The sequence below is a fragment of the Geodermatophilus poikilotrophus genome (genome assembly GCF_900111455.1).
Taxonomy (GTDB): Bacteria; Actinomycetota; Actinomycetes; order Mycobacteriales; family Geodermatophilaceae; genus Geodermatophilus; species Geodermatophilus poikilotrophus.
Window position 1 is genome coordinate 382,531 of the sequence record NZ_FOIE01000005.1, and the last position, 25,459, is coordinate 407,989.

26 protein-coding genes and 2 tRNA genes are annotated in these 25,459 nt (G+C 76.7%); 11 read left to right on the top strand and 17 right to left on the bottom strand.

The window, feature by feature from the left end; genetic code table 11:
* Positions 1-6: 6 nt before the first annotated feature.
* From BMW27_RS13855 to BMW27_RS13870, 4 genes are all read right to left on the bottom strand, one after another.
* Positions 7-471: a nucleoside deaminase gene (locus BMW27_RS13855; RefSeq protein ID WP_217638153.1), complete on the bottom strand. Its 465-nt coding sequence runs from the start codon at positions 469-471 to the stop codon at positions 7-9.
* Positions 472-622: 151 nt separating this feature from the next.
* Positions 623-1,282 (bottom strand): HAD-IA family hydrolase, encoded by a 660-nt coding sequence (locus BMW27_RS13860; RefSeq protein WP_091445055.1) that lies wholly within the window; start codon positions 1,280-1,282, stop codon positions 623-625.
* A complete protein-coding gene (locus BMW27_RS13865; protein WP_091445057.1) occupies positions 1,279-1,773 on the bottom strand; it encodes a tRNA adenosine deaminase-associated protein in 495 nt (164 codons plus the stop codon). Before BMW27_RS13865 ends, BMW27_RS13860 begins: the two co-directional genes overlap by 4 nt.
* Positions 1,770-2,432, bottom strand: a complete 663-nt coding sequence (locus BMW27_RS13870) for an O-methyltransferase (RefSeq protein WP_091445059.1) — start codon at positions 2,430-2,432, stop codon at positions 1,770-1,772. Before BMW27_RS13870 ends, BMW27_RS13865 begins: the two co-directional genes overlap by 4 nt.
* Positions 2,433-2,490: 58 nt before the next feature.
* Here BMW27_RS13870 and BMW27_RS13875 point away from each other — a divergent pair, with 58 nt between their 5' ends.
* The 5 genes from BMW27_RS13875 (at position 2,491) to BMW27_RS13895 (ending at position 7,059) form a co-directional block, all read left to right on the top strand.
* The gene (locus BMW27_RS13875; RefSeq protein ID WP_091445061.1) at positions 2,491-2,931 is read left to right on the top strand and encodes a PaaI family thioesterase; all 441 of its coding nucleotides are present in this window, start codon (positions 2,491-2,493) and stop codon (positions 2,929-2,931) included.
* Positions 2,928-3,848, top strand: a complete 921-nt coding sequence (locus tag BMW27_RS13880; RefSeq protein ID WP_091445062.1) for a prephenate dehydrogenase — start codon at positions 2,928-2,930, stop codon at positions 3,846-3,848. Before BMW27_RS13875 ends, BMW27_RS13880 begins: the two co-directional genes overlap by 4 nt.
* 86 nt (positions 3,849-3,934) lie before the next feature.
* The gene (locus BMW27_RS13885; RefSeq protein ID WP_091445064.1) at positions 3,935-4,168 is read left to right on the top strand and encodes a DUF2630 family protein; all 234 of its coding nucleotides are present in this window, start codon (positions 3,935-3,937) and stop codon (positions 4,166-4,168) included.
* A gap of 178 nt (positions 4,169-4,346) precedes the next feature.
* Positions 4,347-5,324: a UDP-glucuronic acid decarboxylase family protein gene (locus BMW27_RS13890; RefSeq protein ID WP_091445066.1), complete on the top strand. Its 978-nt coding sequence runs from the start codon at positions 4,347-4,349 to the stop codon at positions 5,322-5,324.
* A 91-nt stretch (positions 5,325-5,415) separates the two neighbouring features.
* On the top strand, positions 5,416-7,059 hold the full coding sequence (locus tag BMW27_RS13895) for a VWA domain-containing protein (protein ID WP_091445068.1): 1,644 nt from the start codon (positions 5,416-5,418) through the stop codon (positions 7,057-7,059).
* A 72-nt stretch (positions 7,060-7,131) separates the two neighbouring features.
* On the opposite strand, the gene BMW27_RS13900 is transcribed toward BMW27_RS13895, so the two are convergent.
* From BMW27_RS13900 to BMW27_RS13940, 9 genes are all read right to left on the bottom strand, one after another.
* Entirely contained in the window at positions 7,132-8,061 is a 930-nt protein-coding gene (locus BMW27_RS13900) for a glycosyltransferase family 9 protein (RefSeq protein WP_245743560.1), read from the bottom strand.
* Between the two features lie 89 nt (positions 8,062-8,150).
* Positions 8,151-9,536, bottom strand: coding sequence for a D-glycero-beta-D-manno-heptose 1-phosphate adenylyltransferase (gene rfaE2, locus BMW27_RS13905; protein ID WP_091445072.1), 1,386 nt, complete (start codon positions 9,534-9,536; stop codon positions 8,151-8,153).
* Positions 9,533-10,198, bottom strand: a complete 666-nt coding sequence (locus BMW27_RS13910; RefSeq protein ID WP_091445074.1) for a D-sedoheptulose-7-phosphate isomerase — start codon at positions 10,196-10,198, stop codon at positions 9,533-9,535. The genes rfaE2 and BMW27_RS13910 overlap by 4 nt, the downstream gene beginning before the upstream one ends.
* Positions 10,195-11,421: a glycosyltransferase gene (locus tag BMW27_RS13915; protein ID WP_091445076.1), complete on the bottom strand. Its 1,227-nt coding sequence runs from the start codon at positions 11,419-11,421 to the stop codon at positions 10,195-10,197. Before BMW27_RS13915 ends, BMW27_RS13910 begins: the two co-directional genes overlap by 4 nt.
* Positions 11,418-12,410, bottom strand: coding sequence for a glycosyltransferase (locus BMW27_RS13920; protein ID WP_091445078.1), 993 nt, complete (start codon positions 12,408-12,410; stop codon positions 11,418-11,420). The genes BMW27_RS13915 and BMW27_RS13920 overlap by 4 nt, the downstream gene beginning before the upstream one ends.
* Positions 12,407-13,408, bottom strand: coding sequence for a glycosyltransferase family 9 protein (locus tag BMW27_RS13925; RefSeq protein ID WP_091445183.1), 1,002 nt, complete (start codon positions 13,406-13,408; stop codon positions 12,407-12,409). Before BMW27_RS13925 ends, BMW27_RS13920 begins: the two co-directional genes overlap by 4 nt.
* Positions 13,405-14,904 (bottom strand): HAD-IIIA family hydrolase, encoded by a 1,500-nt coding sequence (locus tag BMW27_RS13930; RefSeq protein ID WP_091445080.1) that lies wholly within the window; start codon positions 14,902-14,904, stop codon positions 13,405-13,407. The genes BMW27_RS13925 and BMW27_RS13930 overlap by 4 nt, the downstream gene beginning before the upstream one ends.
* Before the next feature lie 89 nt (positions 14,905-14,993).
* Entirely contained in the window at positions 14,994-15,509 is a 516-nt protein-coding gene (locus BMW27_RS13935) for a MarR family winged helix-turn-helix transcriptional regulator (RefSeq protein WP_091445082.1), read from the bottom strand.
* Between the two features lie 25 nt (positions 15,510-15,534).
* Complete coding sequence (locus BMW27_RS13940) at positions 15,535-16,230, bottom strand: hypothetical protein (RefSeq protein ID WP_091445084.1); 696 nt, start codon at positions 16,228-16,230, stop codon at positions 15,535-15,537.
* 185 nt (positions 16,231-16,415) lie between these two features.
* Here BMW27_RS13940 and BMW27_RS13945 point away from each other — a divergent pair, with 185 nt between their 5' ends.
* Positions 16,416-17,732, top strand: coding sequence for an alpha-hydroxy-acid oxidizing protein (locus BMW27_RS13945; protein ID WP_091445086.1), 1,317 nt, complete (start codon positions 16,416-16,418; stop codon positions 17,730-17,732).
* Between the two features lie 444 nt (positions 17,733-18,176).
* Here BMW27_RS13945 and BMW27_RS13950 read toward each other — a convergent pair.
* The 3 genes from BMW27_RS13950 to BMW27_RS13960 all read right to left on the bottom strand — a co-directional run bounded on the left by BMW27_RS13950 (position 18,177) and on the right by BMW27_RS13960 (position 19,709).
* Positions 18,177-18,249, bottom strand: a tRNA-Arg gene (locus tag BMW27_RS13950).
* Between the two features lie 21 nt (positions 18,250-18,270).
* Positions 18,271-18,359, bottom strand: a tRNA-Ser gene (locus BMW27_RS13955).
* Positions 18,360-18,503: 144 nt separating this feature from the next.
* Positions 18,504-19,709, bottom strand: coding sequence for an MFS transporter (locus BMW27_RS13960; protein WP_245743562.1), 1,206 nt, complete (start codon positions 19,707-19,709; stop codon positions 18,504-18,506).
* 148 nt (positions 19,710-19,857) lie between these two features.
* Here BMW27_RS13960 and BMW27_RS13965 point away from each other — a divergent pair, with 148 nt between their 5' ends.
* From BMW27_RS13965 to BMW27_RS13980, 4 genes are all read left to right on the top strand, one after another.
* Positions 19,858-20,391: a CGNR zinc finger domain-containing protein gene (locus BMW27_RS13965; protein ID WP_091445090.1), complete on the top strand. Its 534-nt coding sequence runs from the start codon at positions 19,858-19,860 to the stop codon at positions 20,389-20,391.
* A 110-nt stretch (positions 20,392-20,501) separates the two neighbouring features.
* The gene (locus BMW27_RS13970) at positions 20,502-21,119 is read left to right on the top strand and encodes a phosphatase PAP2 family protein (RefSeq protein WP_091445092.1); all 618 of its coding nucleotides are present in this window, start codon (positions 20,502-20,504) and stop codon (positions 21,117-21,119) included.
* A 35-nt stretch (positions 21,120-21,154) separates the two neighbouring features.
* Entirely contained in the window at positions 21,155-21,703 is a 549-nt protein-coding gene (locus BMW27_RS13975; protein WP_091445094.1) for a DoxX family protein, read from the top strand.
* The gene (locus BMW27_RS13980; protein ID WP_091445185.1) at positions 21,700-22,752 is read left to right on the top strand and encodes a PHP domain-containing protein; all 1,053 of its coding nucleotides are present in this window, start codon (positions 21,700-21,702) and stop codon (positions 22,750-22,752) included. Before BMW27_RS13975 ends, BMW27_RS13980 begins: the two co-directional genes overlap by 4 nt.
* 15 nt (positions 22,753-22,767) lie before the next feature.
* Here BMW27_RS13980 and BMW27_RS13985 read toward each other — a convergent pair whose 3' ends face one another.
* The gene (locus BMW27_RS13985) at positions 22,768-23,946 is read right to left on the bottom strand and encodes a hypothetical protein (RefSeq protein ID WP_139206899.1); all 1,179 of its coding nucleotides are present in this window, start codon (positions 23,944-23,946) and stop codon (positions 22,768-22,770) included.
* Between the two features lie 292 nt (positions 23,947-24,238).
* On the opposite strand from BMW27_RS13985, the gene BMW27_RS13990 reads away from it, so the two are divergent.
* Positions 24,239-25,414 (top strand): glycosyltransferase, encoded by a 1,176-nt coding sequence (locus tag BMW27_RS13990; protein WP_091445097.1) that lies wholly within the window; start codon positions 24,239-24,241, stop codon positions 25,412-25,414.
* Positions 25,415-25,459: the final 45 nt, after the last annotated feature.

Below are 25,459 nucleotides of genomic sequence, written 5' to 3' on the forward strand. Positions count from 1 at the left end.
AACAGACTACAGGCCCCGCTGACGGCGGAAGAACGCGCGTAGCAGCGTGGCGGACTCCTCGGCGCGGACCCCGCCGGTGACCTGCGGACGGTGGTTGAGCCGCCGGTCGCGGACGACGTCCCACAGCGACCCGGCCGCACCCGCCTTGGGGTCGTCCGCGCCGTACACGATCCGGTCCACGCGGGCCAGCACGCTCGCGCCGGCGCACATGGTGCAGGGCTCGAGGGTGACCACGAGCGTCGTCCCGGTCAGCCGCCAGCCGTCGCCGTGCACCCGCGCGGCGACGCGCAGCGCCAGGACCTCGGCGTGCGCGGTCGGGTCGCCCTGCTTCTCCCGCTCGTTGGCGGCCTCGGCGAGCACGGCGCCGTCCGGCCCGAGGACGACGGCACCGATGGGCGTGTCACCCCACTCGACGGCGGCCGCGGCCAGCGCGAGCGCCCGCCCCATCGCGGCGTCGACGTCCGGGGTCACCGAGTGCCCCCTGCGGTGCTCGTGCTCTGCCCAGCACCGTGGGCAGAGCACGACGGGGCCGCCACCGATCCGATCCCCGGGCGCTCGTGCTCTGCCCAGCACCGTGGGCAGAGCACGAGCGCCCGGGAGGGGAGGTGTGCCGGGAGCGGGGTCACGAGGCTGCGCCGTCCAGCAGGTCGATGCCGACCAGCGCGGACAGCTCGGCCAGCGCGACGGCCGGGTCGACGACCTTGATCGTGTGCATCCCCATCGCGCGGGCCGGCTTGAGGTTGATGCCCAGGTCGTCGAGGTAGGCGCAGTCCGAGGCGGCCACCTCCCTGCCGACCGCCTCGGACAGCCGGGCCAGCGCGCGGCGGTAGATCTCCGGCTCGGGCTTGCGCACGCCCTCCACCGACGACTCCACGACCGCGTCGAACAGCTCCAGCAGCTCGCCCAGCCGCCCGGTGCGCTCCATCGGCGCCACGTTGTTCGACAGCAGGGCCAGCGGTACGCCGGCCGCGCGCAGCCGCCGCACCGCGTCGACCACCTGCGGGCGCACCTCGCCGGCCAGCGCGGCCAGCACCCGCCGAGCGTCCAGGCGGTGCCCCGCGGCCAGGGCCTCGGCCTCGAAGGCGTCGGTGAACCCGGCGGCGTCGAGCTCGTTGCGCTCGAAGCGGGCCCAGGCGTTGGTGTCGGGGTCGGTGCTGTTCAGCCGCACGATGAGCCCCTGGGGCAGCCCTGCCTCGGCCTCGTAGGCGGTGAAGGCGGTCATCGGGCTCTCGGTGATCACCCCGCCGAGGTCGAAGACGACCGCGGTCGCCACGGCGCTCACCGGCCCACCGCCGCGGCCAGCTCGTCGGCGAAGCCCAGCCGCGCGGCGATCGCGGTGACCATCTCGTCGGCCCACAGGTCGTCGGCGGTGACGATCGGCCGCAGCTGGTCGGCCGGCAGCCCGTCGTCGGCGAAGACGTCCAGGTCGCCGCCGGGCCAGCCGGTCTCGTCGTCGAACGCGCTCTCGGCGTCGACCGCGATGCCGTAGCGCTCCACCACCTCGGCGGCGAGCAGCCACTCCTGCATGGTGGCGTCGGAGATCAGCGCCCGCACCAGCCCGCCCGGCCCGTGCCGGAGGACGACGAAGTACAGCCGCGAGTCGACGACCACGACGAACGGCCCGGGCCAGTCCTCGGCGCCCGGGTCGCCGAGCGCCCGCTCCAGCGCCGGCAGCTCGTCCCCGGCGTCCGCGGCGAGCAGCTCCACCCGCCAGGTCCCGCCCGGACGGCTCACCCGCACCGCCCAGCTGGCCGGCGTGTCCGGTCCGCTCATCGCCGCCGCAGCACCGTCAGGCCGTCGGACAGCGGCAGCAGCACCGTCTCCCAGCGGGGGTCGGTCGCCAGCGCGGCGTTGAGCGCCACGAGCGCCCGGTCGTCGTCGTTCCGCGGGTCGAGCACGCGACCGCCGCGCAGGGTGTTGTCCAGCAGCACGACGCCGCCGTCGGTCATCCGCGGGTGCAGCTGGTCGACGTAGTCGGCGTAGCCGGCCTTGTCCGCGTCGACGAAGGCCAGGTCGAAGGTCGGCTCGGCCGGCAGCGCCCGCAGCGACTCGTGCGCGTCACCCAGCCGCAGCCCGATGCGGTCGGCCAGCCCGGCGCGGGCCCAGTACCGCCGGGCCACCGCCGTCCACTCCTCGCTGGTGTCCAGGCACAGCAGCGAGCCGTCCTCCGGCAGCCCGCGGGCCACGCACAGCGCCGAGTACCCGGTGAAGGTGCCGATCTCGACCGCCCGGCGGACGCCGAGAGCGCGGGTGAGCAGCTGCATGAAGGTGCCCTGCTCGGGCGCGATCTGGAAGGTCGGCGGCGCGTCGCCGCGGTCGGCCAGCGCCGCGGTCTCGGCGAGCAGGTCGGCGGCGACGTCGTCGGGCGGCTCGGAGCTGGCCCGGACGTAGTCGGCCAGCTCCGGGGTGAGCAGGAACGAGCGGGGGGTCATGCCGCGGAGGCCTGGGCGCGCGGGGGCCGGAGGAGCGCGTGGGTCATAGCCTCTGATCATGGCCGATCCCGCTCCGGACGACGGAGCCGACGTCGCCCCCGCGCTGTTCTCCCGGCTGGCCGCCGACCCGCTGGCCGACCTGCTGGGGATCGTCCTGGAGCAGGTCCGCCCCGGGTACGCCCGCGCGGCGATGACGGTGGGCCCGCAGCTGCTCAACGCGGTCGGCACCGCGCACGGCGGGGCGACGATGGCCCTGCTCGACGTCGTCCACGCGGCGGTCAGCAACAGCCACGGCACCGTCGCGGTGGCCCAGGACGTGCACACCGAGTTCCTCGCCCCCGGCCGGCCGGGTGACCGGCTGGTCGCCGAGGGCACCGAGGTCCACCGCAGCCGCCGCACCGCCGTCTACCGCATCGAGGCCCGCGCCCAGGACGGCCGGCTGGTGGCCACCGCGCTGGCCCGGGTGTTCCGCACCGGGACCGCCTGGGAGGACCGGTGACCTCCTTCCCCGTGCCGACGGTGCCCGCTCCCCCGGTGGGCGTCGTCGGCCTGGGCCAGCTGGGCGGGTCGCTGGCAGCCGCCCTCGTCGCGGCCGGCCGGCAGGTGACCGGCTGGGACGTCGACCCCGCAGCCCGGGACGCCGCCGCCGCACGCGGGGTGCGGATCGCCCGCGAGCTGACCGGCGTCGTCGTCCTCGCCGTCCCGCTGCCGGCGATGGCCGCGGCACTCGAGGGTCTCGACGTCGACCCGGACGCCACCGTCACCGACCTGGGCTCGGTCAAGGCACCGGTCCTCGCCGAGCTGGGGCCGACGCTGGGTGGTCGCTACGTCGGCGGGCACCCCATGTGCGGCACCGAGCGCTCCGGGTACGAGGCGACCGACCCCGGCCTGTTCACCGGTGCCCGCTGGGCGCTGTGCCTGGAGCCGGGCACCGAGCTGCCGCGCTGGCTGCGGGTGGCCGAGGTCGCGCTGGCCGTCGGCGCCGAGGTGGTCCCGGCGACCGCCGCCGAGCACGACGACGCCGTCGCCGCGGTCAGCCACGTGCCGCACCTGCTGGCCGCGGCCCTGGCCGCCACCGCCGGGGAGGCCGGCCCGCTGGCGCTGGCGCTGGCCGCCGGGAGCTTCCGCGACGGCACCCGGGTGATCGGCAGCGACCCGGGCTTCGTCACCGCGATGGTGCAGGGCAACGCCGGCCCGACGACCGCCGCGCTGGCCCGCGTGCTGGAGCAGCTGGCGCGCCCGTGGCCGGAGCTGGTGGCCGCCGGGCACGCCGTGCGCGCGGGCGGCCCGGCGGGACGGCGTCCGGTGCGGGTGCCGCTGGAGCGGGCCGCGCTGCTGTCGCTGGGCCGGGCCGGTGGCGCGGTCACCCGGCGGCTGGCGGCGTTCGTCGAGGGCTACGTGCCGGCCGTCGGCTGACGCCGCGGGGAGCGGCCGGGGGTGGCAGCCGGCCGGTGGCACCGCGCTGACCGTTTCGCCCGCCCCGCGCCGGGCAGGGAGCGTCCATGGACGACAGCGAGATCCGCGGCCGCATCGAGGCGCTGGTCGAGGAGGAGCGCCGACTGCGGGACAGCGGCGAGCACTCCGACGAGCAGCGCGCCCGCCTCCGGCAGATCGAGGAGGACCGCGACCAGCTCTGGGACCTGCTGCGCCAACGGGACGCCAAGCGCCAGTACGGCGAGGACCCCGACGAGGCCTCCCCCCGCCCCGAGCAGCAGGTGGAGGGTTACCTGCAGTGAGCGGACCCGTCCTGCGCACCGTTCGGGGGCGCACGGCGAGCCGCTGGACGGGGTCAACCGATAGGGGGCCGCCGTCCCCCCGGGCCGGACACTTAAACGCCGAAGTGTGCGGCGGTGATCTTCGGGTAGGAGCCGCCGCGGCGCGCACGGTCGCGCGTCCGGTGCGGAGGGAGCAGGCATGGTGCGCGCGGCACGGATGATCCGGCGGGCGGTGGTCACCGGGGGTGCCGGTTTCCTCGGCTCCCACCTCTGCGAGCACCTGCTCGAGCGGGGCGTCGAGGTGGTCTGCCTCGACAACTTCCTCACCGGCTCGCCGCAGAACGTCGTCCACCTGGTGGAGCACCCCGGCTTCCGGCTGGTCCGCTGCGACGTCACCGACTTCGTGCACGTGCCCGGCGACGTCGACCTGGTGCTGCACTTCGCCTCGCCGGCCAGCCCGCTGGACTACCTGAGGATGCCGATCGAGACCCTCAAGGTCGGCAGCCTCGGCACCCTGCACACCCTCGGGCTGGCCCACGAGAAGGGCGCCCGGTACGTGCTCGCCTCCACCTCCGAGGTCTACGGCGACCCGCTGGTCCACCCGCAGACCGAGGAGTACTGGGGCAACGTCAACCCGATCGGCCCGCGCGGCGTCTACGACGAGGCCAAGCGCTTCAGCGAGGCCATGACGACGGCCTACCGGACCTCGAAGGGCACCGACACCGGCATCGTCCGGATCTTCAACACCTACGGTCCGCGGATGCGCCCGGACGACGGCCGCGCCATCCCCGCCTTCGTCGGCCAGGCGCTCGCCGGCCGCCCGCTGACCGTCGCGGGCGACGGCTCGCAGACCCGGTCCATCTGCTACGTCGACGACACCGTGCGCGGCATCCTCGCGATGGCCTTCTCCGGCGAGGCCGGGCCGGTCAACATCGGCAACCCCGACGAGCTGTCGATGCTGCGGCTGGCCGAGTGGATCGTCGAGCTGACCGGCTCGTCGTCGGAGATCTCCTTCATCGACCTGCCGGTGGACGACCCGAAGGTCCGCCGTCCCGACACCACCCGCGCCGAGCAGCTGCTCGGCTGGCGCCCGACGGTCCCCTCGGAGGAGGGCCTGCGGAGCACGGTGGCGTGGTTCTCCGAGCAGCTGCGGGCGGCGGACGTCCGCGCCGGGTGATCCACAGCGGGTCAGGGATCGCATCTACTGTGTAGTGGGCGGTCGCGAGGGTCGCCGGAGACGCTGACCACTTCGACGGGGGAGCTGCTCGATGGGCCGCCACGCCGACACCTCTGCCTCGCGCCGGTCGCTGCAGCTGACGCCGCAGGTGCTGATCGCGCTGGCGGTGGCCGCGGTGGTGCTGCTGGCCGGTGGCATCACCGTGTGGGCGATGAACGCGGGGGACGGCGACTGCGAGAGCACCGCGGTGGTACGGCTCGCCGTCGCCCCCGAACTCGTACCCGTCGCCGAGCAGGTGCTCACCGGCGCCGAGGGCCTTCGTCCCGAGGACTGCGCGTCCGCCGAGGTGACCGCGCAGCAGCCGGTGCAGACCGTGGGCGACCTGGGCGCGCTGGATGCCGCGGACCTGCCGCACCTGTGGGTGCCCGACTCCTCGCTGTGGGTGGCCCGCGCCGGGGACGCCGCGCTGGAGAGCACCGGATCGGTCGCCACCTCCCCCGTGGTGCTGGCCACCAGCCGCGCGGCCGTGGACGCGCTGGGCTGGACCGACGCGGCGCCGGGGTGGGGTGCGGCGCTGGTCAGCCAGCAGGGCATCGCCGTCCCGGACCTGGCGACCAGCGCCGAGGCCCTCGCCGCGCTGGGCGCAGTGCGGACGTCGCTGGGCGGCGGCGAGGACGCCGACAACGCCGTGGTGCAGGCGGTGCTCGCGGCCGAGCGCGGACCGTCGGTCTCGCCGGCCGACGCGCTGACCGCCGGCCGCGAGGGCGCGGTCGATGCGCCGCTGGTGCCGGTCAGCGAGCAGGAGGTGTGGTCGGCCAACGCCGACGCGGAGGACCCGCAGCTGGTGGCCGTCTACCCGGCGGAGGGCTCGCCAGGGCTGGACTACCCGCTGGTGCGGGTCGGCACCGCCGCCGCCACCGACGCCGCCGCCGTGGACGCCGCCGTGCGGGCGCTCACCTCGGACGCCGCGCGGTCCGCCGTCATCGAGGCCGGTTTCCGCGATGCCGACGGCACCGCGCCGGCCGGCGCGGAGGCGGCGGGGATCCGCGAGGCCGCCCCGCAGGCCCTGCAGCTCGACCCCGCCGGGGTGCAGGCGCTGCTGGCGCAGCTGTCGGAGCTGGCCGCGCCGTCCCGGATCCTCACCGTCTTCGACGTCTCCACCTCGATGGAGGCCCCGGCCGGCGACGGCACCCGGGCCACGCTCGCCCGGGACGCCGCCAAGAGCACGCTCACGCTGGTGCCGGGCAACTTCGCGCTCGGGCTGTGGTTCTTCGCCGCCGAGCTGGACGGCGAGCGCGACTGGACCGAGGTGGTGCCCACGCGGCAGCTCGAGGCACAGGTCGAGGGCACCGTCCAGCGGGACCTGCTCGACCAGGAGCTCGACACCATCCCCGCCCGGCTCAGCCCCGGCGGCACCGGCCTGTACGACACCACGCTGGACGCGGTGCGGGCGGCGCGCGCGGACTTCGACCCGCGCGCGGTCAACAGCGTGCTGGTGGTGACCGACGGGACGAACGAGGACAGCCAGGGCGTGGACCTCGACGAGCTGCTGGACACGCTGCGCGGCGAGGCCGACCCCGACCGGCCGATCAAGGTCATCGGTGTCGCGCTCGGCCCGGACGCCGACCTGGGTGCCCTCGAGCAGATCGCGGACGTGACCGGCGGCGCGGCCTACTCCGCGGTCGACCCGACGGACCTGCAGACCGTCCTGTTCGACGCCCTCCGGCAGCGCTGAGCGCCCCGTCCCGCGACCCCCGCCAGGGCCCCGCACCACGCCCACGAGGTGTGGGGAGGGGTGGGTCCTCCCTCAGGTCCGGGTCAGCAGGTCGTCGAGCGCAGCGACGACCTCCTCGACGGTCACCTCTGCCAGCGCCGGGTCGAGCTCGGTGCCCCACGGGTCCCCGGTCCCGTCGCCGTGCCAGAGGACGACGTGCAGTGGCCCGTGCGCCCCGGCCCTGAGCGGTGGCCCCCACAGCGCCGGGGACACCGGGCCGAACAGCACCACCGAGGGACGGCGGTAGGCGGTCGCCAGGTGCGCCAGGCCGGTGTCGCCGCTGACCACGACGCGGGCCCCGGCGACCACCGCGGCCAGCTCGAGCGTCGTCGTCCGCCCGGCCAGGACGCACCCCTGCCCGAGGCCGGCGCCCTCGGCCACCGCCCGCGCGAGGGGCACCTCGGCCGGGCCCCCGGTGATCCGCACGTCCAGCCCGCGCGCGGCCAGGTTCCGTGCCACGGCGGCGAACCGGTCGGCGGGCCAGCGCCGTCCGGGGAACGCCGCGCCCGGGTGCACCAGCGCCACACCGGCCGGGGCGGGCGGAGGCACGGAGGGCACGGCGAGGTCGAGCGCGTCGGGGTCGGCGTCCACGCCCAGTCCCTCGGCGACCAGCCGGCACCAGCGCCGCACCTCGTGCTCGTCGGGGTACCAGGTCGGCCCGGGGTAGCCGGGGCTGTCGAAGGTCAGCAGCCGGTGCGGGTGCAGGTCGGCGACCACGACGTGCGAGGCCGGCCCCTTGCCGTGCAGGTCGACGGCGAGCTCGGGCGGCGGGCCCGACCAGTCCAGCGGCTCCAGCTCGCGGGCGGGCAGCACCTCGTCGACCGCGTCGACCAACGAGGCCAGCGGCTCGAGCGCCGCGGTGGTGGCCAGCACCAGCCGGTGGCCGGGGACGGCCGCCCGCACGGCGCGGATCGCGGGCACGCCGGTGAGCAGGTCGCCGAGCCCCAGCGGCCGGAGTACCACCGCGGCTGGCCGCTCCCCCGGGCCTGTCAACGCCCCGTTCCGGGTCCCGCGCCGAGCCTGCGACGCGTGGGGGGCAGCGGGGTCCTCCCTCACACCCGTGAGCGCTCCACCAGGGCGGTCGTGGAGTGCCCGTCGAGGTAGGGCAGCACGACGGCCTGGCCACCCCAGCGCCGCAGCACGGCGGCCTCGGGCAGGTCGGCGCCGGCGTAGTCCCCGCCCTTGGCCCACACGTCCGGGCGCAGCCGGCCGATCACCTCGGCCGGGGTGTCCTCGTCGAAGACGACGACGGCGTCGACGAACTCCAGCGCCTCGAGCACCCGCGCCCGGTCTGCGGCGGTCACCAGCGGCCGCGACGGGCCCTTGAGCCGGCGCACCGAGTCGTCGGAGTTGATGCACACCACCAGGCAGTCGCCCAGCCCGCGGGCGGCCCGCAGCGTCGCCACGTGGCCGGGGTGCAGCAGGTCGAAGCAGCCGCCGGTCGCGACCACCGTCCCGCCCGCCGCGCGGACCCGGGCGATCACCCCGTCGGCCCCGGGCTCGGTGACCACGTCCGGCTCGACGGCGTCCCACGCCGAGGCGCCACCGCGGGCCACGAAGCCCCCGGCGAACGCGACCGCGGCCGCGACCGCCTCGCCGGTCACCGCCCCCTCCGCCAGGGCCAGCGCTGCCGCGGCGGCGAACGCGTCCCCGGCTCCGCACGGGTCCCCGCCGGTCACCGGGGTCGCGGGCACCACCATCGGCGCGCCCTCGCCGTAGGAGAGCAGCGCACCGCGGGCGCCGAGGGTCACCGAGACCGCGCCGACGCCCCAGTGCCGGATCAGCGCCTCGGCCCGCGCGCCGACCGCCGCCAGGCCCTCGCCCTCGGCGGCCACCCCGGCCGACGAGGCCACGCGGGCGGCCTCGGCGCCGTTGGGCGTCACCAGCCGCGCGTTGGGCACCGGGTCCGCGCCACGCGGGTGCGGGTCCCAGACCACCGGCCCACCGGCCTCGGCCAGCACCGCGCGGACGGCGGGGTCGGCCGTCGTCCCCCGGCCGTAGTCGGCGACGAGCACCGCGGCGGCGTCGCGCAGGACGGCAGCCGCCTCGTCGGGCAGCGTGCCCAGCTCGGCCACCGGGGCGCCGCTGTCGATGCGCGCCACCGAGTGGTCGCCCACCCGGACCCGGCGCTTGACGGCCGTCCCGCCGGTCGCCGGGATCTCCACCAACCGCACCCGGCCGGCGAGCAGCGCGCGCAGCCGGTCGGCGTCCGCGTCGTCGGCCATCGGGGTGACCAGCACGACCTCCCGGCGGGTGGCCCGCGCCGCGATGACCGCCGCCAGGGCCGCCCCGCCGGGGCGCTCGCGGGTCTCGACGTCCTCGACGACCGGCACCGGCGCGTCGGGGGTGAGCCGCGAGGCCGTCCCGACCAGGTCGACGTCGAGCAGCGCGTCGCCGACGACGACGATCGCTCCCCCACCCACCCCGGTCGCGCTCACCGGGCGACCCCGAGCCGGGTCTCGGGCACGCGGGCGGGCTCGGCGAGCACTGCCGCGTCGAAGGCGGCGCAGACCAGGTGCAGCGCGACCAGGTGGCACTCCTGGACGGTCGCCGTCCACGGGGAGTCGATGCAGACCGCGTCGTCGGCCACGGCGGCCAGCGGGTTGGGTGCCGGGCCGGTCATCGCCAGCACGGTGATGCCGCACTCGCGGGCCCGGCGCGCGGCGGCGACGGCGTTGGGGCTGCGGCCGGACGTCGACAGCAGCACCAGCACGTCGCCGGCCCGGCCGTGCGCCTCCACCTGGCGGGCGAACAGCTCGTCGGCCGGGTAGTCGTTGGCGATCGCGGTCAGCGACGAGGTCTCGGCGGTCAGGCAGATCGCGGAGAACGGCGGCCGGTCGGCCCGGTAGCGGCCGACCAGCTCGGCGGTCAGGTGCTGCGCCTGGGCCGCGCTGCCCCCGTTGCCCGCCGCGAGCAGCCGGCCGCGGCTCTCCCCGCAGAGCACGTCGGCGATGAGCCGGCCCCAGCGGTCCAGCGCGTCGAGCTGCCCGTTCAGCGACCCCAGCGCGGCGGCCAGCGACGCGACGTGGTCCGCGCCGGTGAGGTGCGTGCACGTGTCGGGCGAGACGACCTCGCCGGCGGAGTGCGGCGGAACGGTCATCGGGCGGCCTCCACGGGGCTCCTGTCGCTGCCATCGGTGCGTACCGGGCCGGCCAGGACCTGCCGGTAGACGGTGTCGGTGTCGGCGACCACGCGGGCCCACCGGTACCGGTGGCGGGCGCGCCGCACCCCGGCCGTGCCGTAGGCCGCACGGCGGGCGTCGTCGGCCAGCAGCGCGGCGAGCACCTCGCCGAGCCTGGCCGGGTCCCGCGCGGGGACCAGGTCGCCGGTGACCCCGTCGGCGACGGAGTCCTGCAGCCCGCCGACCGCGGTGGCGACCACCGGGCGGCCGCAGGCCATGGCCTCCAGCGGGGTGATGCCGAACGGCTCGTACCAGGGCACGGCCAGCACGACGTCGGCCGAGCGGATCCACGCCGGGACGTCGGCGCGGGCCACCGCGCCCGTGAACACCAGCCGGTCCGCCACCCCGAGGGAGGCGGCGACCGCGCGCAGCCGGCGCACCTCGGCGTCGCCGTCCAGCTGCGCGGCCGGAGGCCCGCCGACGACGACCAGCTCGGCGTCGGGGACGGCGGCCAGCGCGCGGACGGCGTCCTCCTGCCCCTTGCGCTCGACCAGCCGGCCGAGGACGAGCAGCCGCTTCCGGTCGCCGCGCGGCGCGACCGGTCCGCGCGGGGTGAACACCGTGGTGTCCACCCCGCAGGGCACGACCGTGACGCGGTCGCTGTCCAGGCCGAGCCGGCGCAGCTCGAAGACCTCGTCGGAGCAGGTGGCGACCACGTGGCGAAGGGTCCGGCACAGCGACCGCTCCAGCTCGACGCGCTGCGGCGGCGAGGTGTCGGCGGCACCCTGGTGGCGCCGCTTGACCGAGCCGAGTGCGTGGAAGGTCTGCACGACCGGGATCGCCCCTGCGGCGGCGACCGCGGCCAGCCCGCTCATCCAGAAGTGCGCGTGCACCAGGTCCGGGGGCCGCTGCGCCCACTCGCGGCGCAGCACCGACGCGAACTCGGGCATGTGCTGCAGCAGGTCGTCCTTGGGCAGCACCCGGGCCGGCCCCGCGGTCACGTGCGCGACGTCGTAGCCGTCGGCGGTGGTCACGCGGTCGGGCTGGTCCGGGTCCTCCCGGCGGGTGTGCACGGTCACCGCGTGCCCGCGGCGGGCCAGGCCCGCGGCGAGCGCGGCGACGTGCACGTTCTGCCCGCCGGCGTCCACTCCGCCGATCGCGGCGAGCGGGCTCGCGTGCTCGCTGACCAGGTCGATGATCATCGCGTCACCTCTCCGAGGAGTCGGTCCCAGTCGGTGAGGAACCGGGGAAGCCCGTACCGCTCCAGCGCGGCGGCGCGTGCCGCCTTGCCGGCCAGCCGGGCGGCGTCCTCGTCGTGCAGGTAGGTGCGGACGGCGTCCCACAGGACGCCGGGCCGGGTGGAGAGCACGCCGGCCTCGGCCGGCACCGCCTCCACCGCCTCGGTGGTCGCCAGGGCGACCACCGGCAGGCCCAGGTGCATCGCCTCGAGCAGGGAGAGCCCGAGGGAGGTCCACCGGACCGGGTGCACGTAGACCCGGCGGCGGGCCAGCTCGGTGTGCATCGCGGCCTGCGGCGGGTCGTCGTGCAGCGCGACCCGGCCGGGGTCGAGGCCGTAGCGCTCGTGCAGCCCGGCCAGCCCCATGCCGAACACGTCGACCGGCGCGACCGCGGCCAGCCCGGGCAGCAGGTCGGCGCCGACCGTCCGGCCGCGGCGGACCGGCTCGTTGGTGACGACGGCGGCCCGCGCCAGCTCGCCGGTCCAGCGCTCGCCGGGGTCGACGATGCCGTGCTCGACGACCGTCGTCGGCGCCCGGCCGTTGTCGTAGAAGAGCTGGTTGAAGTGCGTGACGTGCACGATCGGGATGTCCGAGCGGTCGGCCAGCGGGTGCCGGGTGTGCGGCACCGGCCCGTCGCCGGGCTCCAGACCCGGCGCGTTGTGCTCGAGGAAGACCGCGGGCAGGTCCCGTCCGGGCTCGCGGCCCAGCCACTCGCGCACCAGGTCCAGGTCGCGGGTCCGCTGCAGCACCACCACGTCGACACCGCCGTCGACGCTGATCTCCCTCAGCTGCTCCGGGGTCACCTCGCGGGCCGATGCCGGCCAGTCCCAGGTGCGCGCCCGCCCGAGCCCGTCCGGGCCGCGGTCCGGGGTGACCGGGATGAGGTACTCGTGCCGCCCCTGGACGAACGCCGTCGTCCACGAGCCGTGCACGTGCCACAGCAGGACCCTCACGCGGCCATCACCTTCTCCACAGCGGCGACGACGTCGGCGGCGGTCACCGACGCGAGACAGGGGTGGCCGGGCACCGGGCACTCCCGGGCCCGGGTCAGCCGGCAGGCGGCGTCCTGGTCGCCGAGCAGCACGGTCGGTACGCCGTAGGGCGCCCACCGGACGGCCGGCACGACCGGGGAGAAGAGCGAGACGACCGGCGTGCCGACGGCGGCGGCCAGGTGGGCCGGGCCGGTGTTGCCGACGACCACCGCGGCCGCCCCCTCCAGCACGGCGGCCAGCTCGGCCAGGCCCAGCGCGCCACCGAGGTCGACGCCGCGGGTACCGGCGACGGCCGCGGTGAGCGCCCGCTCGCCCGGCCCGCCGGTGACCAGCACCCGGTGACCGGCGTCGGCCAGCGCCTCGACCGCCTCGGCGCAGCGGTGCGCCGGCCAGGCCCGGGCGGGGACCGAGGCGCCCGGGTGGACGACGACGTGACCCGGTTCGGGCGCGACCGGGGGCAGGGGCCGGCGCACGGCGAGCCGGCCGTCGTCGCCGGCCGGCAGGTCGAAGCCCGCGGCGCGGGCGAGGGACAGGGCGCGCTCGGGTTCGGGGAGGTCGTCGTCCACCCGGTGGCGGACGTCGAGCAGCGACCCGGGGTAGTCGACGCTGATCGCGGAGACCCGCCGCACGCCGGCGGTGCGCAGCACCAGCGCCAGGGGCAGGGGCGACTGGTGGAAGGACGTGGAGACGACGGCCTCGTCGGGGGCGAGGGCCCGGATCCGCTCGGTCAGCCCGGCGAGGTCGTCCGCGTCGACCGGCGGCGGGTCGCCGAGGATCCAGGGGCAGGCCCAGGTCTCCACCTCGTCGACGCCGGGCAGCAGCCGGGCCGCCTCGGCGCCGGCCGGGCCGGCGAGGAACACGACGCGGTCGGCGCCGGCGGCCACGGCGCGCACCAGCGGCCCCTGGACCAGGACGTCGCCGACCGAGTCCAGCCGCGCGACCAGGACCGTGCGGCTCACCACCCACCCGCCAGGACCCGCTCGACCGCCTCGGTGATCGTCGCTGCGCGGCGGGGTGCCGCCTCGACCTCGGCCCGGCGCGTGACCGGCGTCGGCACGAGGATCCCCGACGCGCCGGCGGCGGCCGCGGCCTCGACGTCGGCCCCGATGTCGCCGACGACCACGCAGCGGGCGGGGTCGACGTCGAGCTCGGCGCAGGCGGCCTTTACCATCCCGGGCGCGGGCTTGCGGCAGGTGCAGCCGTCGTCCGGCCCGTGCGGGCAGACCTGGACGGTGTCGAAGGGACCGAGCAGCTCGTCGAGGCGGGCCATGCAGGCGTCGACCTGCGCGCGGGTGATCAGCCCGCGGGCCACACCGGACTGGTTGCTCACCACGCCGACCCGGACGCCGCGGGCGCGCAGCGCGTCGACGGCCTCGCGGGCCCCGGGCACCGGCTTCACCAGCGCCGGGTCGCCGTTGTAGGGGTAGTCGCGCACCAGGGTGCCGTCGCGGTCGAACAGCACCAGGTCGGGCAGCCCGCGCCAGGGTCGCACCCGCCGGTGCTGCACCGCGCCGCGGAGGAAGTGCCAGGTGGCCAGCGGCGGGATCAGCGCGCTGGTGGCGAGCATGGTGCCGACCTCGGCCCGGTCGCGCGGGCCGGGGGCGATCCGCGCCCAGGCGAACTCGCCGGTGCCGGCCGCCCAGGCCGCGGCGGCGCCGAGCGCGGCGCGTGGCCGCCGGGCGGCGGCGAGGCCGACGGCGGCCAGCCCGGCGGCGGTGACGGCCAGGTGCCGCGGCCGGCGGCCCAGCGGGGCGTCGGCGCGGTCGCGCCAGCCGGGGCCGTGCAGCCGCCGCATGAGGACGTCGTCGGCGTTGCCGGCCTGCACCCGGACGCTCACCCAGCGGTCGACCGGGCGCACCGGGTGGGTGATCCGGCGCTGACCGCGGACCAGCCGGGCGCCGGTGTCCATGACCCGGAGGGCCAGGTCGGAGTCCTCGCGGAAGGCGCGGGGGAAGCGCTCGTCGAAGCCGCCGACGGCGGCCAGGGCGGCGCGGCGGTAGGCGAGGTCGGCGGTGATCCAGGAGCTGGTGGCCAGGCCCGCGGTGCCGCGCTCCCAGTCGGTGGGCCGGCGGTCCGCGGGCAGCGGCACCCCCACCCGGCCCTGGCTGCCGGCGACGTCGGCCGGCAGGTCGGAGAGGTCCTCGGCCAGCCGCCGGTACCAGTCGGGGTCGGGGACGACGTCGTCGTCGAGGAAGGCCACCCACTCGGTGCGCACGCTGCGCCAGCCGAGGTTGCGCGCGCGGGCGGGGCCACCGCCGCCGGTGCGCACCACGCGCAGGGGTGGCAGGCCGGGCCGCGCCGGCCTCAGCGGTTCCCCGGCGGGCCGGTCGTCGACGAGGACCAGCTCGGCCGGACGCGGCCCGGGGGCCTCCGCGAGGGCGTCGAGCAGCACGTCCAGGGACGGCCGGCCGACGGTCGGCACGACCACGGAGCACTGCTCGATCCCCACCTGCATGTTCGCGTCCTGCCCGCCGTGAGTGGAGAGGAAACACTACGGGCTTGAAGTGTCCCCGGACGAGTGGCGGCAGGCCGGGAGTCCCCCGTTCAGCGGCGGGTGCGGGCCGCCGCTGAGACGCGGGCGAGGGCGTCGGTCACGACGGGCGCGTCGTCCCCCAGCAGGGTGAGCAGGTGGGCGACCAGGCCGTCGTGGGTGGGGCGGGCCTCCTCGACCTTGGTCCGCCCGGCCGGGGTGAGCCGGGCGTGCAGCAGCCGCTTGTCCCCGGAGGAGCGCTCCCGGACGACGTAGCCCTCGGCGACCAGCCGGCTGACGGTGCTGGTCACCCCGGCGCGGGAGATCCCGAGGGCCTCGGCGAGCTCGCCCATGGTGGCCCGCTCGCCGGGGGCCTCGGCGATCCGCCGCAGCGCCTCGTACCCGGTGAGCGAGAGGTCGTGCCGGCGGTGCAGCGCCGAGTCGACGCGGCGGGTGATGCGGTCGTGCACCTGCACGATGCGCAGCCAGGTCTCGGCCGGACCGGGTGCCGCGCCCGGGACGTCGGCCACGTCCCCGGGCACGTGCTCGACGGGGAGGTCCGGTGCCAGGGCGTCCTCGGGGCGGGCCACCCGTCCATCGTCGCCGACGGAGCGCTCAGGCGCTCCCGAAGGACCGAGGTGCCCGGGCGCGGCCGCCCGGCCGGCGGCTCCCGGCGACGAGGACCAGGCCCGTGCCGGTGGCGACCAGCGCGCCGCCGGCGGCCAGCACCGGCCAGGGGACGCCGTCGGGAACCGCGGCAGCCTCCCGCGCGGAGACCGGGGCGGCGAGCGGGCCGTCGGAGGTCCCGGCGGGCGCGGGGCTGTCCGGGTCGGGCAGGCCCGGGACCGGCATCGGCACCGTCTCACCGTGCTGCGGCACCACTGCTGCGCCGGCGGGCGGGCTGATGGCGGCGCAGTCCTCGGCGGCCGGCCGGGTGAAGTCGTAGCCCGTCAGCTCGTCGACCCAGCCGGCGCCCGAGCCGTCCAGGGCCGTGTACCGCAGGAACGGGTCGATGGTCTCGCCCCAGTCGACCGGGCCGGTGCTGAGGACGACGACGGCGCCGGGGGCGACCTCCGCGCTCTGCTCCCCCGCGGGACGGCGGCTGGTGCCCAGCGTGACCGCGTGGCCGACGGTGCCGCCGGCGACCTCGATGACCACACCGCCCGGGCGGCAGCTGGGCCCGTGGGTGACGCGGGCGTCGGGGCGGGCGTCGTCGTCGACGGCGGCCGCCGGGCCCGCGAGGGCGGTGCCGGTGCACAGCAGGGCGAGCGCCATGACGGCGACGGACGCCGGCCGAGTGGCCACCTGCACGTGCACTTCCCCCTGGTTCTGCGCCGGCGCGCCCGCGGTGCACCGGTGCCGCCCATGATGCCGGGGGAACCGGACCGTCGACCTCGGGTTACCGGCCGGTCGGGCGTGTCGCTACGGCGTGTCGGTGAAAAGGCGCCCCGGGCCCGTCTGACGGGCTGTGATCCAGCGCTCACTACGGTGGCGTCGTGGACTCAGCAGCGGGCACCGGACGCCGCCGGCAGGACGAGGTCTACCGCGCCGGGGTGTACGGCCACCGGCCGCGGGTGCCCACCGCTGCCCGGGCGCTGCAGCGCCGCGCGCGCGAGCGGCTGGGCGGCCGCGCGTACTCCTACGTCGCCGGTGGGGCCGGGGGCGAGACCACGCAGCGCGCCAACCGCACGGCGTTCGACCGGTACGCCGTCGTCCCACGGGTGCTGCGGGACGTCAGCGTCCGGGACACCTCGGTGCAGCTGTTCGGACGGCGGCTGCCCGCTCCCCTGCTGCTCGGCCCGGTCGGCGCGCTGGAGCTGGTGCACCCTGCGGCGGACCTCGCGGTGGCGCGCGCGGCGGCGTCCCTCGGCGTGCCCATGGTCTTCTCCAACCAGGCCTCCGTGTCGATGGAGGAGTGCGCCGCGGTCATGGGCTCGTCGCCGCGCTGGTTCCAGCTCTACTGGTCGACCTCGGACGAGCTGGTGGAGAGCCTGGTCGGGCGCGCGGAGGCCAGCGGCTGCGACGCGCTGGTGGTCACCCTCGACACCACGATGCTCGGCTGGCGCCCCCGCGACCTGGACCTGGGGCACCTGCCCTTCGCGCTGGGCAAGGGGATCGCGCAGTACACCTCCGACCCGGTGTTCCGCCGGCTGACCGAGGAGCGGGCCGCAGCGTCCGCGGCGCCCGCCCCGGCCCGGCCCGGCGCCGCGGCCGGCCGGGACCGGCAACCGCGGCCCACGCTGGCGGCCGTGCGCGCGCTGGTCGGGATGGCGCGGGCCTGGCCGGGACAGCTGCTGGAGAACCTGCGCTCGCCGCTGCCGCGGGCCGCGGTCGAGACGTTCCTGTCCATCTACTCCCGGCCCTCGATCACCTGGGCCGACCTGGCCTGGCTGCGGGCCCGCACCCGGCTGCCCATCGTGCTCAAGGGCGTGCTGCACCCCGACGACGCCCGCCGGGCGCTCGACGAGGGCGTGGACGGCGTGGTGGTCAGCACGCACGGCGGCCGGCAGGTGGACCGCTCGATCGCGGCGCTCGACGCGCTCCCCGACGTGGTGGCCGCAGTGGGTGGCCGGGCGCCGGTGCTGCTCGACAGCGGGGTGCGCAGCGGCGCCGACGTCCTCACCGCGGTCGCGCTCGGCGCGCGGGCGGTGCTGCTCGGCCGGCCGTTCGCCTGGGGGCTCGCCCTGGCCGGCGAGGAGGGCGTGCGCCAGGTGGTGTCCGACGTGCTGGGCGAGTTCGACCTGACGCTCGGGCTCAGCGGCCACACGGCGGTCGACCAGCTCTCCCCCGACGTGCTGCGCCGGGTCGGCTGACGGACGGCCCCGTCCCCTCCGCCCCTCGCCGGCCCGGGACGGTGCCCTGGACGGGGCCGTCCCGACACGCCGGTGCGGCCTTGACCCGGCCGTGTGACGGGGGTCACAGTGGAGGCAGGGCGGGGGCAGCCGGTAACGAGTGGCCTCCCACTGCTGGGAGGACCGACCAACGCGGCCAGACCGTCAGGACCGGCCCCCCGCCCCTCACGCCTCCACCTCGTCGTGGACGACGGCTGCGCGTGGCACCCACCTGGCCGACGACCGACGTCCTCCCGGCAGACCCCTCCGGCGCAGGAGTGAGCCGGCGGACCCGCGACGACCGTCGCCCGAGGCCGGCGAGCGTGCGCAGCCGGGCCGGTGGAGGGGCTGCTCGCGCACGCTCCCGAGAGGAGGACAGCGGCCCCGTCCCGGAGGACGGAGCCGCTGTGCTGTCTCAACCAGACGTGCACCCGAAGGGATTCGAACCCCTAACCTTCTGATCCGTAGTCAGATGCTCTATCCGTTGAGCTACGGGTGCCTGCTGTTCAGTTGTCGTGCGCGGAGGCTCCGGGATTTGAACCCGGGATGGGGATTAACCCAAACCGCATTAGCAGTGCGGCGCCATAGACCGGACTAGGCGAAGCCTCCCGGGGTCCGAGTCCCCCCGGAACCACCGAGGAGAGACTACCAGCGCCCCGGGAGGCGGTCCGCCAGGGGTCCCCCGACCTCCCGGTGCGCAGGGAGGGACGCGTCGACAGGACCTGGCACGTCCCTCCCTGCGCAACGGCGGACTCAGGCGGCGACGGGCTCGGGCACCCGCTCGCGGGCCGGACGCCGGCCCGGGACCAGCGTCACCAGCACCGCGAGGGCGGCCCCGGCGACGGCGAGCAGCAGGCTGCCGCTCACCCCGGCCGGGCCCTCGATCAGCGCCCCGCCGAGCGCGGCCCCCACCGCCGAGGCACCGGTGGCCATCGTCGACAGCCAAGTGAAGGCCTCCGTGGTGGCGTGCGCCGGAGCGATCGCGCCCACCAGCGAGTTCTGCACCGTCAACGTGGGCGCGATGGCCGTCCCGCCGAGGAAGAGCAGCGCACCGAGGACCCACGGGTCGGACGCCGCGGCGAGCGGCGCCAGGCCGATGGTCACGCCGAGCAGCAGCCAGCGGTACTGCCGCGGTAGCGAGACGCTGACCACCCGGGCGCCGAACCACAGCCCGCCGGCCACCGAGCCCAGCGACCACAGGGCCAGCAGGACGCCGGACATCCCGGGCGCCCCGGCGGCGTCGGCGAACGCGGGGACGGCGACCTCGAGCGCACCGAAGCCGAGCATCAGCGCCGCGCCGCTGAGCAGCACCCGGGGCATGCCGGGGGCGAGCACCGTGGCGAAGGCGCTGGTGCGGTGCACCACGGGCACCGACACCCAGCCGCGCATCGCCCCCGAGGCCGCGATGCCGAGTGCGCCGGCCACGGCCAGCACCCCGGCGACGGCGATCGCCCACGCCGGGGTGGCCAGCACGGCGAGCGCGGCGACGAGCGTCGGGCCGGCCACGAAGACCAGCTCGGTGGCGGTGGCGTCGAGGGCGTAGGCGGTGCCCCGCACCCGCGGGTCGACCCGGGACCACAGCGCACGGACCGCACCGGACACCAGCGGGGTCCCGGCACCGGCGACGGCCGAGGCGGCCACGATCGCCGCGGTGGGAGCGCCGCCGAGGACGACGGCCACGAGCAGGGTCAGCAGCAGCGGATAGGCCGCGGCCTGCGCCACCAGGACCGGGCGCGGACTGCGACGGTCGGCCAGCCGACCGAGCACCGGCGCCATCCCGGCCATCGCCAGGCCGTAGGTGGCCGCCGCGAGGCCGGCGACGGCGTAGGAACCGGTCTGCTGCTGCACCATGAGCAGCAGTGCGAGCGGGACCATGGCCGAGGGGAGACGGCCGGCGAAACCGGCGACGAGCAGCACCGGGGCGGACGGCAGGCGCCAGACGGACAGGTACGAACGCACGACGAACTCACTTCGGTAGCACGCGGACGGGAAGAGGTAGGGGGTCAAACACCGTTGACTGCCTACACGCTACGGACAGACACGTAGGGGGTCAAGTGACTGACGACGCCTACGGCGTGTCGACGGCACACCAGCGGTAGGGGATTCCATGGACTACGACACCTACGGGTCCACCGCGGTCGAGCTGGCCATCGACCTGGCCAACGCCGACCGGGACGCCGGACCGGACTGGGCCACGGCCTTCCTGCGCACCCACGACGAGTGGTTCGAGCCGGGCACGGTCGTCGAGCTCTCCCGCGCCGAGACCGGGCAGGCCGCCACGACCGCCGACCTGGTGCGGGCGGTGGCCGTGGCCACCACGCAGCCCGAGGTGCTCGAGCGGCTCAACTCGCTGCTCGCCCTGGCGCACCCGCAGCCCTACGCCACCGACCACGACGGCGAGCTGCACCTGCACTACGCGCGCCCCGACGCGCCACTGCTGGAGCAGCTGACGACGACGGTGGCGATGGGCCTGTCGCAGGTCGTCGTCCAGCACGGGTGGCAGCGGATCGGCGTCTGCTCGGCCGAGGGGTGCGACGACGTCTACGTCGACACCTCGCGCAACGCCAGCCGCCGGTACTGCTCCAACACCTGCGCCAGCCGCTCGACGGTCGCCGCCTACCGCGCCCGCCAGAAGACCTGACGAAGGGCCCGTTCCCCTCACCACTCGCAAGCTCGCGGTGAGCCTCTGGACGGGGCCTGGCGCGGGCGTGCGAGTGGTGGGGGCAGGGAGGTCCTTCTAGCGTCGCGCGCATGGTGAGCGCCCGGCACTGGGACGCGCGCCTGCACACCCTCGTCGGCGGGCTGCCGAACTCCCCTGCCGACCGCTGGCTGCGCCGGCTCACCACCGCCGCCGACCACGGCCGTCTCTGGACGGTCGCCGGCGTGCTCATGGCCCTGCGTCGCGGTGCGCCGCGACGCGGCGCCGTCCGCGGGCTGGCGTCGATGGCGGTGTCCAGCGGACTGGTGAACACCGCGCTCAAGCCGGTGTTCGGCCGCCGGCGTCCCGACCTCGGCGCCCACCCGGTGCACCGCCTGCTGCAGCAGGCGATGACCACGCACTCGTTCCCGAGCGGCCACTCCTCCTCGGCCGGGGCCTTCGTCACCGGCGTCGCCCTGGAGTGCCCGGCGGCGGGGGTCGTGCTCGCACCCCTCGCACTCGCGGTCGGCTACTCGCGGGTGCACGTCGGCGTGCACTACCCGGGGGACGTCGTCGCCGGGTTGGCGGTGGGCGCCGCGGTCGCCGTGGGCCTCCGACGCCGGTGGCCGGGGAGGACCGGTCGACTGCCGTCGCCCGCCGTTGACCCAGCGGAGTGGCGGCGATCTCACTACGGTCCGGTCAGGGTGTCCCGGCGCGGGTCGGGGCACTGAGCAGACCTGCAGTCCCCGACGGAAAGAGGTCCTCCATGTTGGTCCGCCGGATCGCCCGGCCGCTGCTGGCGTCGTCGTTCGTCTACGGCGGCATCGACACCCTGCGCAACCCGCAGAGCAGGGTGCCGGGTGCCGCGCCGGTCGTCGACCAGATCGCCGCCAAGGCCGACGAGCAGCTGCCGGTGCAGGTGCCCCGCGACGTCGAGCAGTACGTCAAGATCAACGCCGGCGCGCAGGTCGCGGCCGGCTCCCTGCTCGCCCTGGGCCGGCTGCCCCGGCTGTCGGCGCTGGTCCTCTCGGCGAGCCTGGTGCCGACGACGCTGGCCGGGCACCGCTTCTGGGAGCACGACGACCCCAAGGAGCGCTTCGGCCAGACCGCGCACTTCCTCAAGAACCTGAGCATGCTGGGCGGGCTGCTGATCGCCGCCGTCGACACCGAGGGCAAGCCGTCGGTGGGCTACCGCGCCCGCCGCGCGGCGTCCCGGGCCGCCGACAGCACCGAGAAGAGCGTGCAGAGGGCGCAGAAGCGCGCGGCGAGGGCCCAGCGGAAGGCCGAGAAGAAGTACCAGAAGGGCTCCCGCTGAGTTCCCCGCTCCCGCCCGCGGCCGCGCTCCGGAGGATCGCCTTCCTCCTGGAGCGCGCCCGCGAGCCCACCCACCGAGTCGCGGCGTTCCGCACCGCCGCGGCCGTCGTCGACACCCTCGGTCCCGAGGAGCTCGACCGGCGGATCCGGACGCGGACGCTCACCGACCTGCGCGGCATCGGGCCCAAGACCGGCGCGGCGATCGTGCAGGCGCACGCCGGCGAGGTGCCCGAGTACCTGGCCCGCCTCGAGGAGTCCCACGGCGAACTGGTGCCGCTGGCCGACGACGTCGCCGAGTTCCGCGCCCTGCTGCGCGGCGACCTGCACGTGCACTCGGACTGGTCCGACGGCGGCAGCCCGATCCGCGAGATGGCGGAGGCGGCGATCGGGCTGGGCCACGAGTACGTGGCCCTGACCGACCACTCGCCCCGGCTGACCGTCGCCAACGGGCTGTCCGCCGAGCGGCTGGAGCGGCAGCTGGACGTCGTCGCCGCGCTGAACGAGGAGCTGGCGCCCTTCCGGATCCTCACCGGCATCGAGTGCGACATCAACGTCGACGGCAGCCTCGACCAGACCGACGAGCTGCTCGGGCGCCTGGACGTCGTCGTCGCGAGCGTCCACTCCGACCTGCGCGCGGACTCCACCGCGATGACCGAGCGGATGCTCACCGCGGTCGCGGACCCGCACACCGACGTCCTCGGGCACTGCACCGGCCGGCTGCTGGTCCCCCGCGAGCAGCGGGAGGGACGCCGGCAGCGGCCGCGCCCGGAGAGCACCTTCGACGCCGAGGCCGTCTTCTCCGCCTGCGTCGAGCACGGCACCGCCGTGGAGATCAACTCCCGGCCCGAGCGGCTCGACCCGCCGCTGCGGCTGCTCAACCTGGCCGTCGACCTCGGCTGCGAGTTCGCCGTCGACACCGACGCGCACGCCCCCGGCCAGCTGGACTGGCAGGGCAACGGCTGCGAGCGGGCGGTCGAGTGCGGCGTCCCGCCCGAGCGCGTGGTCAACACCCGCACCGCTGAGGACCTGCTGGCCTGGACCGCCGGCTGAGCGTCCGTCCCTCGTTCAGCGACGCCGCAGTCGTCCCCACTCGGAGCGGAGGACCGCCCAGGCCGGGCCGGGGTCCCGCCAGCTGAGCACACCGGCGTTCCGCACCCCGGCCAGCGACCGGACGGCCTGCGTCACCGTGATCTCGCCGCGGCGGCGCAGCCCCCGGACCACGTGCAGGTCGTGCTGCGGCAGCCACACCCGCGCGCCCTCCCGCGCCGGGGGCTGTTCCCCGACGGGCAGCCCGGCCAGCGTGGCGTAGACCCGCCAGGACGCGTCGAGGCCCGCGGCGTCGTACACCCCGAAGTTCTGCGGCACGCGCACGTTGACCTCGATGAGGTGCAGCTCGCCCGTGACCGCGTGCCGCTTGAACTCGGTCGCGGCGAGCCCGACGTAGTTGGCGGCATCCAGCAGCCGACGGGCCAGCGCCATGGCCTCCGGCAGGGCGGTCGCCTCGGCGAGCGACCCGACCCCGTGGTCGTAGGCCCGGATCTTGCGCCGGCTCCCCTCGAGCGGGTACCTCCCGTCCGCGGTGCGGAGACTGATCACCCCTTCGAGGGCGGTGGCGGGCCCGGGGATCTCCTCGGAGACCAGCATGTCCACCCCGGCGGCGAGCGCGGCGCCGAGGTGCCCGCGGACGGCGTCGGCGTCCGGCAGCAGTCGCGTGGCGAAGTCGCCCGACCGCCGGCCGACGTGCCCCAGGACCGGCTTGGCGACGCACGGTGCGGCCGCCACGGCTAGGTCCACTAGGCGGTCGTCCCCAGGAGCGTCGATGCGGAAGGTGTGGGGCAGACGGACGCCCGCCTCCTCCGCGACGGCCCGCATGGTGTCCTTCTGCATCAGGGCCAGGTGCGCGCCGTCCACGCTCTCGAAGCTGCGCAGCGCAGACGGGATCTCGTGGCGTCGGGTGGCGATGAACTCCGATGCGGCGTCCGAGCCGCTGACCAGCACCCCCGGCCGGTCGCCGAGCGCCGTCAGGGCCGGCAGCCACGGCCGGTCGGCGCCGTCGGCGACCGGCCCCACGGCGATCTCCCTGAGGGCCCGGCTCCGTCCGACCCACGCGCTCGTCGGCGGGCAGAGGGCGACCACCTCGACCCCCCGGAGCGCCAGCCGGCGGGCCATCGTGAGACAGCCGTCGTTCGGTTCCAGCAGCACCAGCCGCGGCAACCCGGTCACTGTGTCCGCCGGCCGCACCATGAGTTCATGATCCTCCTCGCCCCGGTCCGCGGTGGACCGGGGCAGACAGTCTGCGCCCTGGACCTGCGGGGGAACCGTGGCCGGCGGGTGATGCTCGGCACACCCCGCGAGGTGGCCGGGCGGTCCGCCGTCCATCGCCCCGGCGCCGGGATCACCCAGCCGGATGACCCGTCCCTCGGATCCCGCCGGGCCGAACTAGTGTGGCGGCGCCCCGTCCGGCCCGGCCCCAAGCCGTCGGCCGAGGGGGGAGCCGGTCCGCCGATCGGGTCCGGGGACGAGTGGACGGAGCGTCGTGGTCGAGGATGTCGTCGCAGGGGAGTCCGGCTCGTCCCCTCCGCTGCGGGTCGCGCACCTCATCCACTCGCTGGCTCCCGGCGGGGCCGAGAGCGTGCTGGTGGAGCTGGCCTGTGCGGCTCCCGCAGCCGGCCTCGCGCTGACCGTGATCGCGCTGTCCCCCGCGTCCCGCTCCACCCACGCCGACGCGCTGCGCGCCCGGGGCGTGCCCGTCGTCGAGCTCGACCTGCCGCGGTGGGACCCGCGCGCCGTCCCGCAGGCCATCGCCGCGCTGCGCGCCTTCGCCCCCCACGTGGTGCACACCCACCTCAAGCACGCCGACATCGTGGGCGGGGTGGCGGGTCGGGTCCTCGGGGTGCCCGTGGTGTCCACGCTGCACGTGGTCGAGGACGCGCCGGTCGGCACGCTCGGCCGGTTCAAGCGCAGCGCCGGACTGGCGGTGCGCCGGCGCGCCGCGGCGCGGACCATCGCCCTCTCGTCGGCGCAGCACCGCTGGTACCAGGAGCTCACCGGCTCCGCCGACCGCGTCGTGGTCCTCCCCAACGGGGTCGCCGACCCCGGCGTCCCCGACCCCGCCGAGCGGGACCGGATCCGCGCCGAGCTGGGCCTCCGCGACGGCCGGCCGCTGGTCGTCACCGCCTCCCTCATGCGGCCGGAGAAGGGCCACCGGCTCCTGCTGGACGCCGTCGCGCAGCTGCCGGCCGACACCTGCCCGCTGGTCGCGCTGGCCGGCGACGGCGAGCTGCGCGGGGACCTGGAGGCCCGCGTGGCCGCCGATCCGGCCCTGCGGGAGCGGGTGGCCTTCCTCGGCTACCGCGACGACGTCCCGCGCCTGCTCGGTGCGGCCGACCTGGTCCTGCACCCGAGCCTGGCCGACGCGCTGCCGACCACCCTCATGCAGGCACTGGCCGTGGGCGTCCCGGTGCTGGCGACCGACGTGGGCGGCATCCCGGACATCGTCGGGACCGACGCCGGCGTCCTGGTGCCGCCCGAGCCCAGCGCACTGGCGACCGCCCTCACCCGGCTGCTCGCCGACGACGCCGCCCGCGACCGTCTGGGCTCGGCCGGCCGGGCCCGCTTCCTCGACCGGTTCGAGGCCGTGGCGTGGGCGGGACGGCTCCGCGGTCTCTACGAGACCGTGCTGGCGGACGCCGGCCGCCCGTCCGCGGGCTAGCGGGCCGGTCGACGGGCCACCCGGTCCAGGACTCCGACGGGGGAC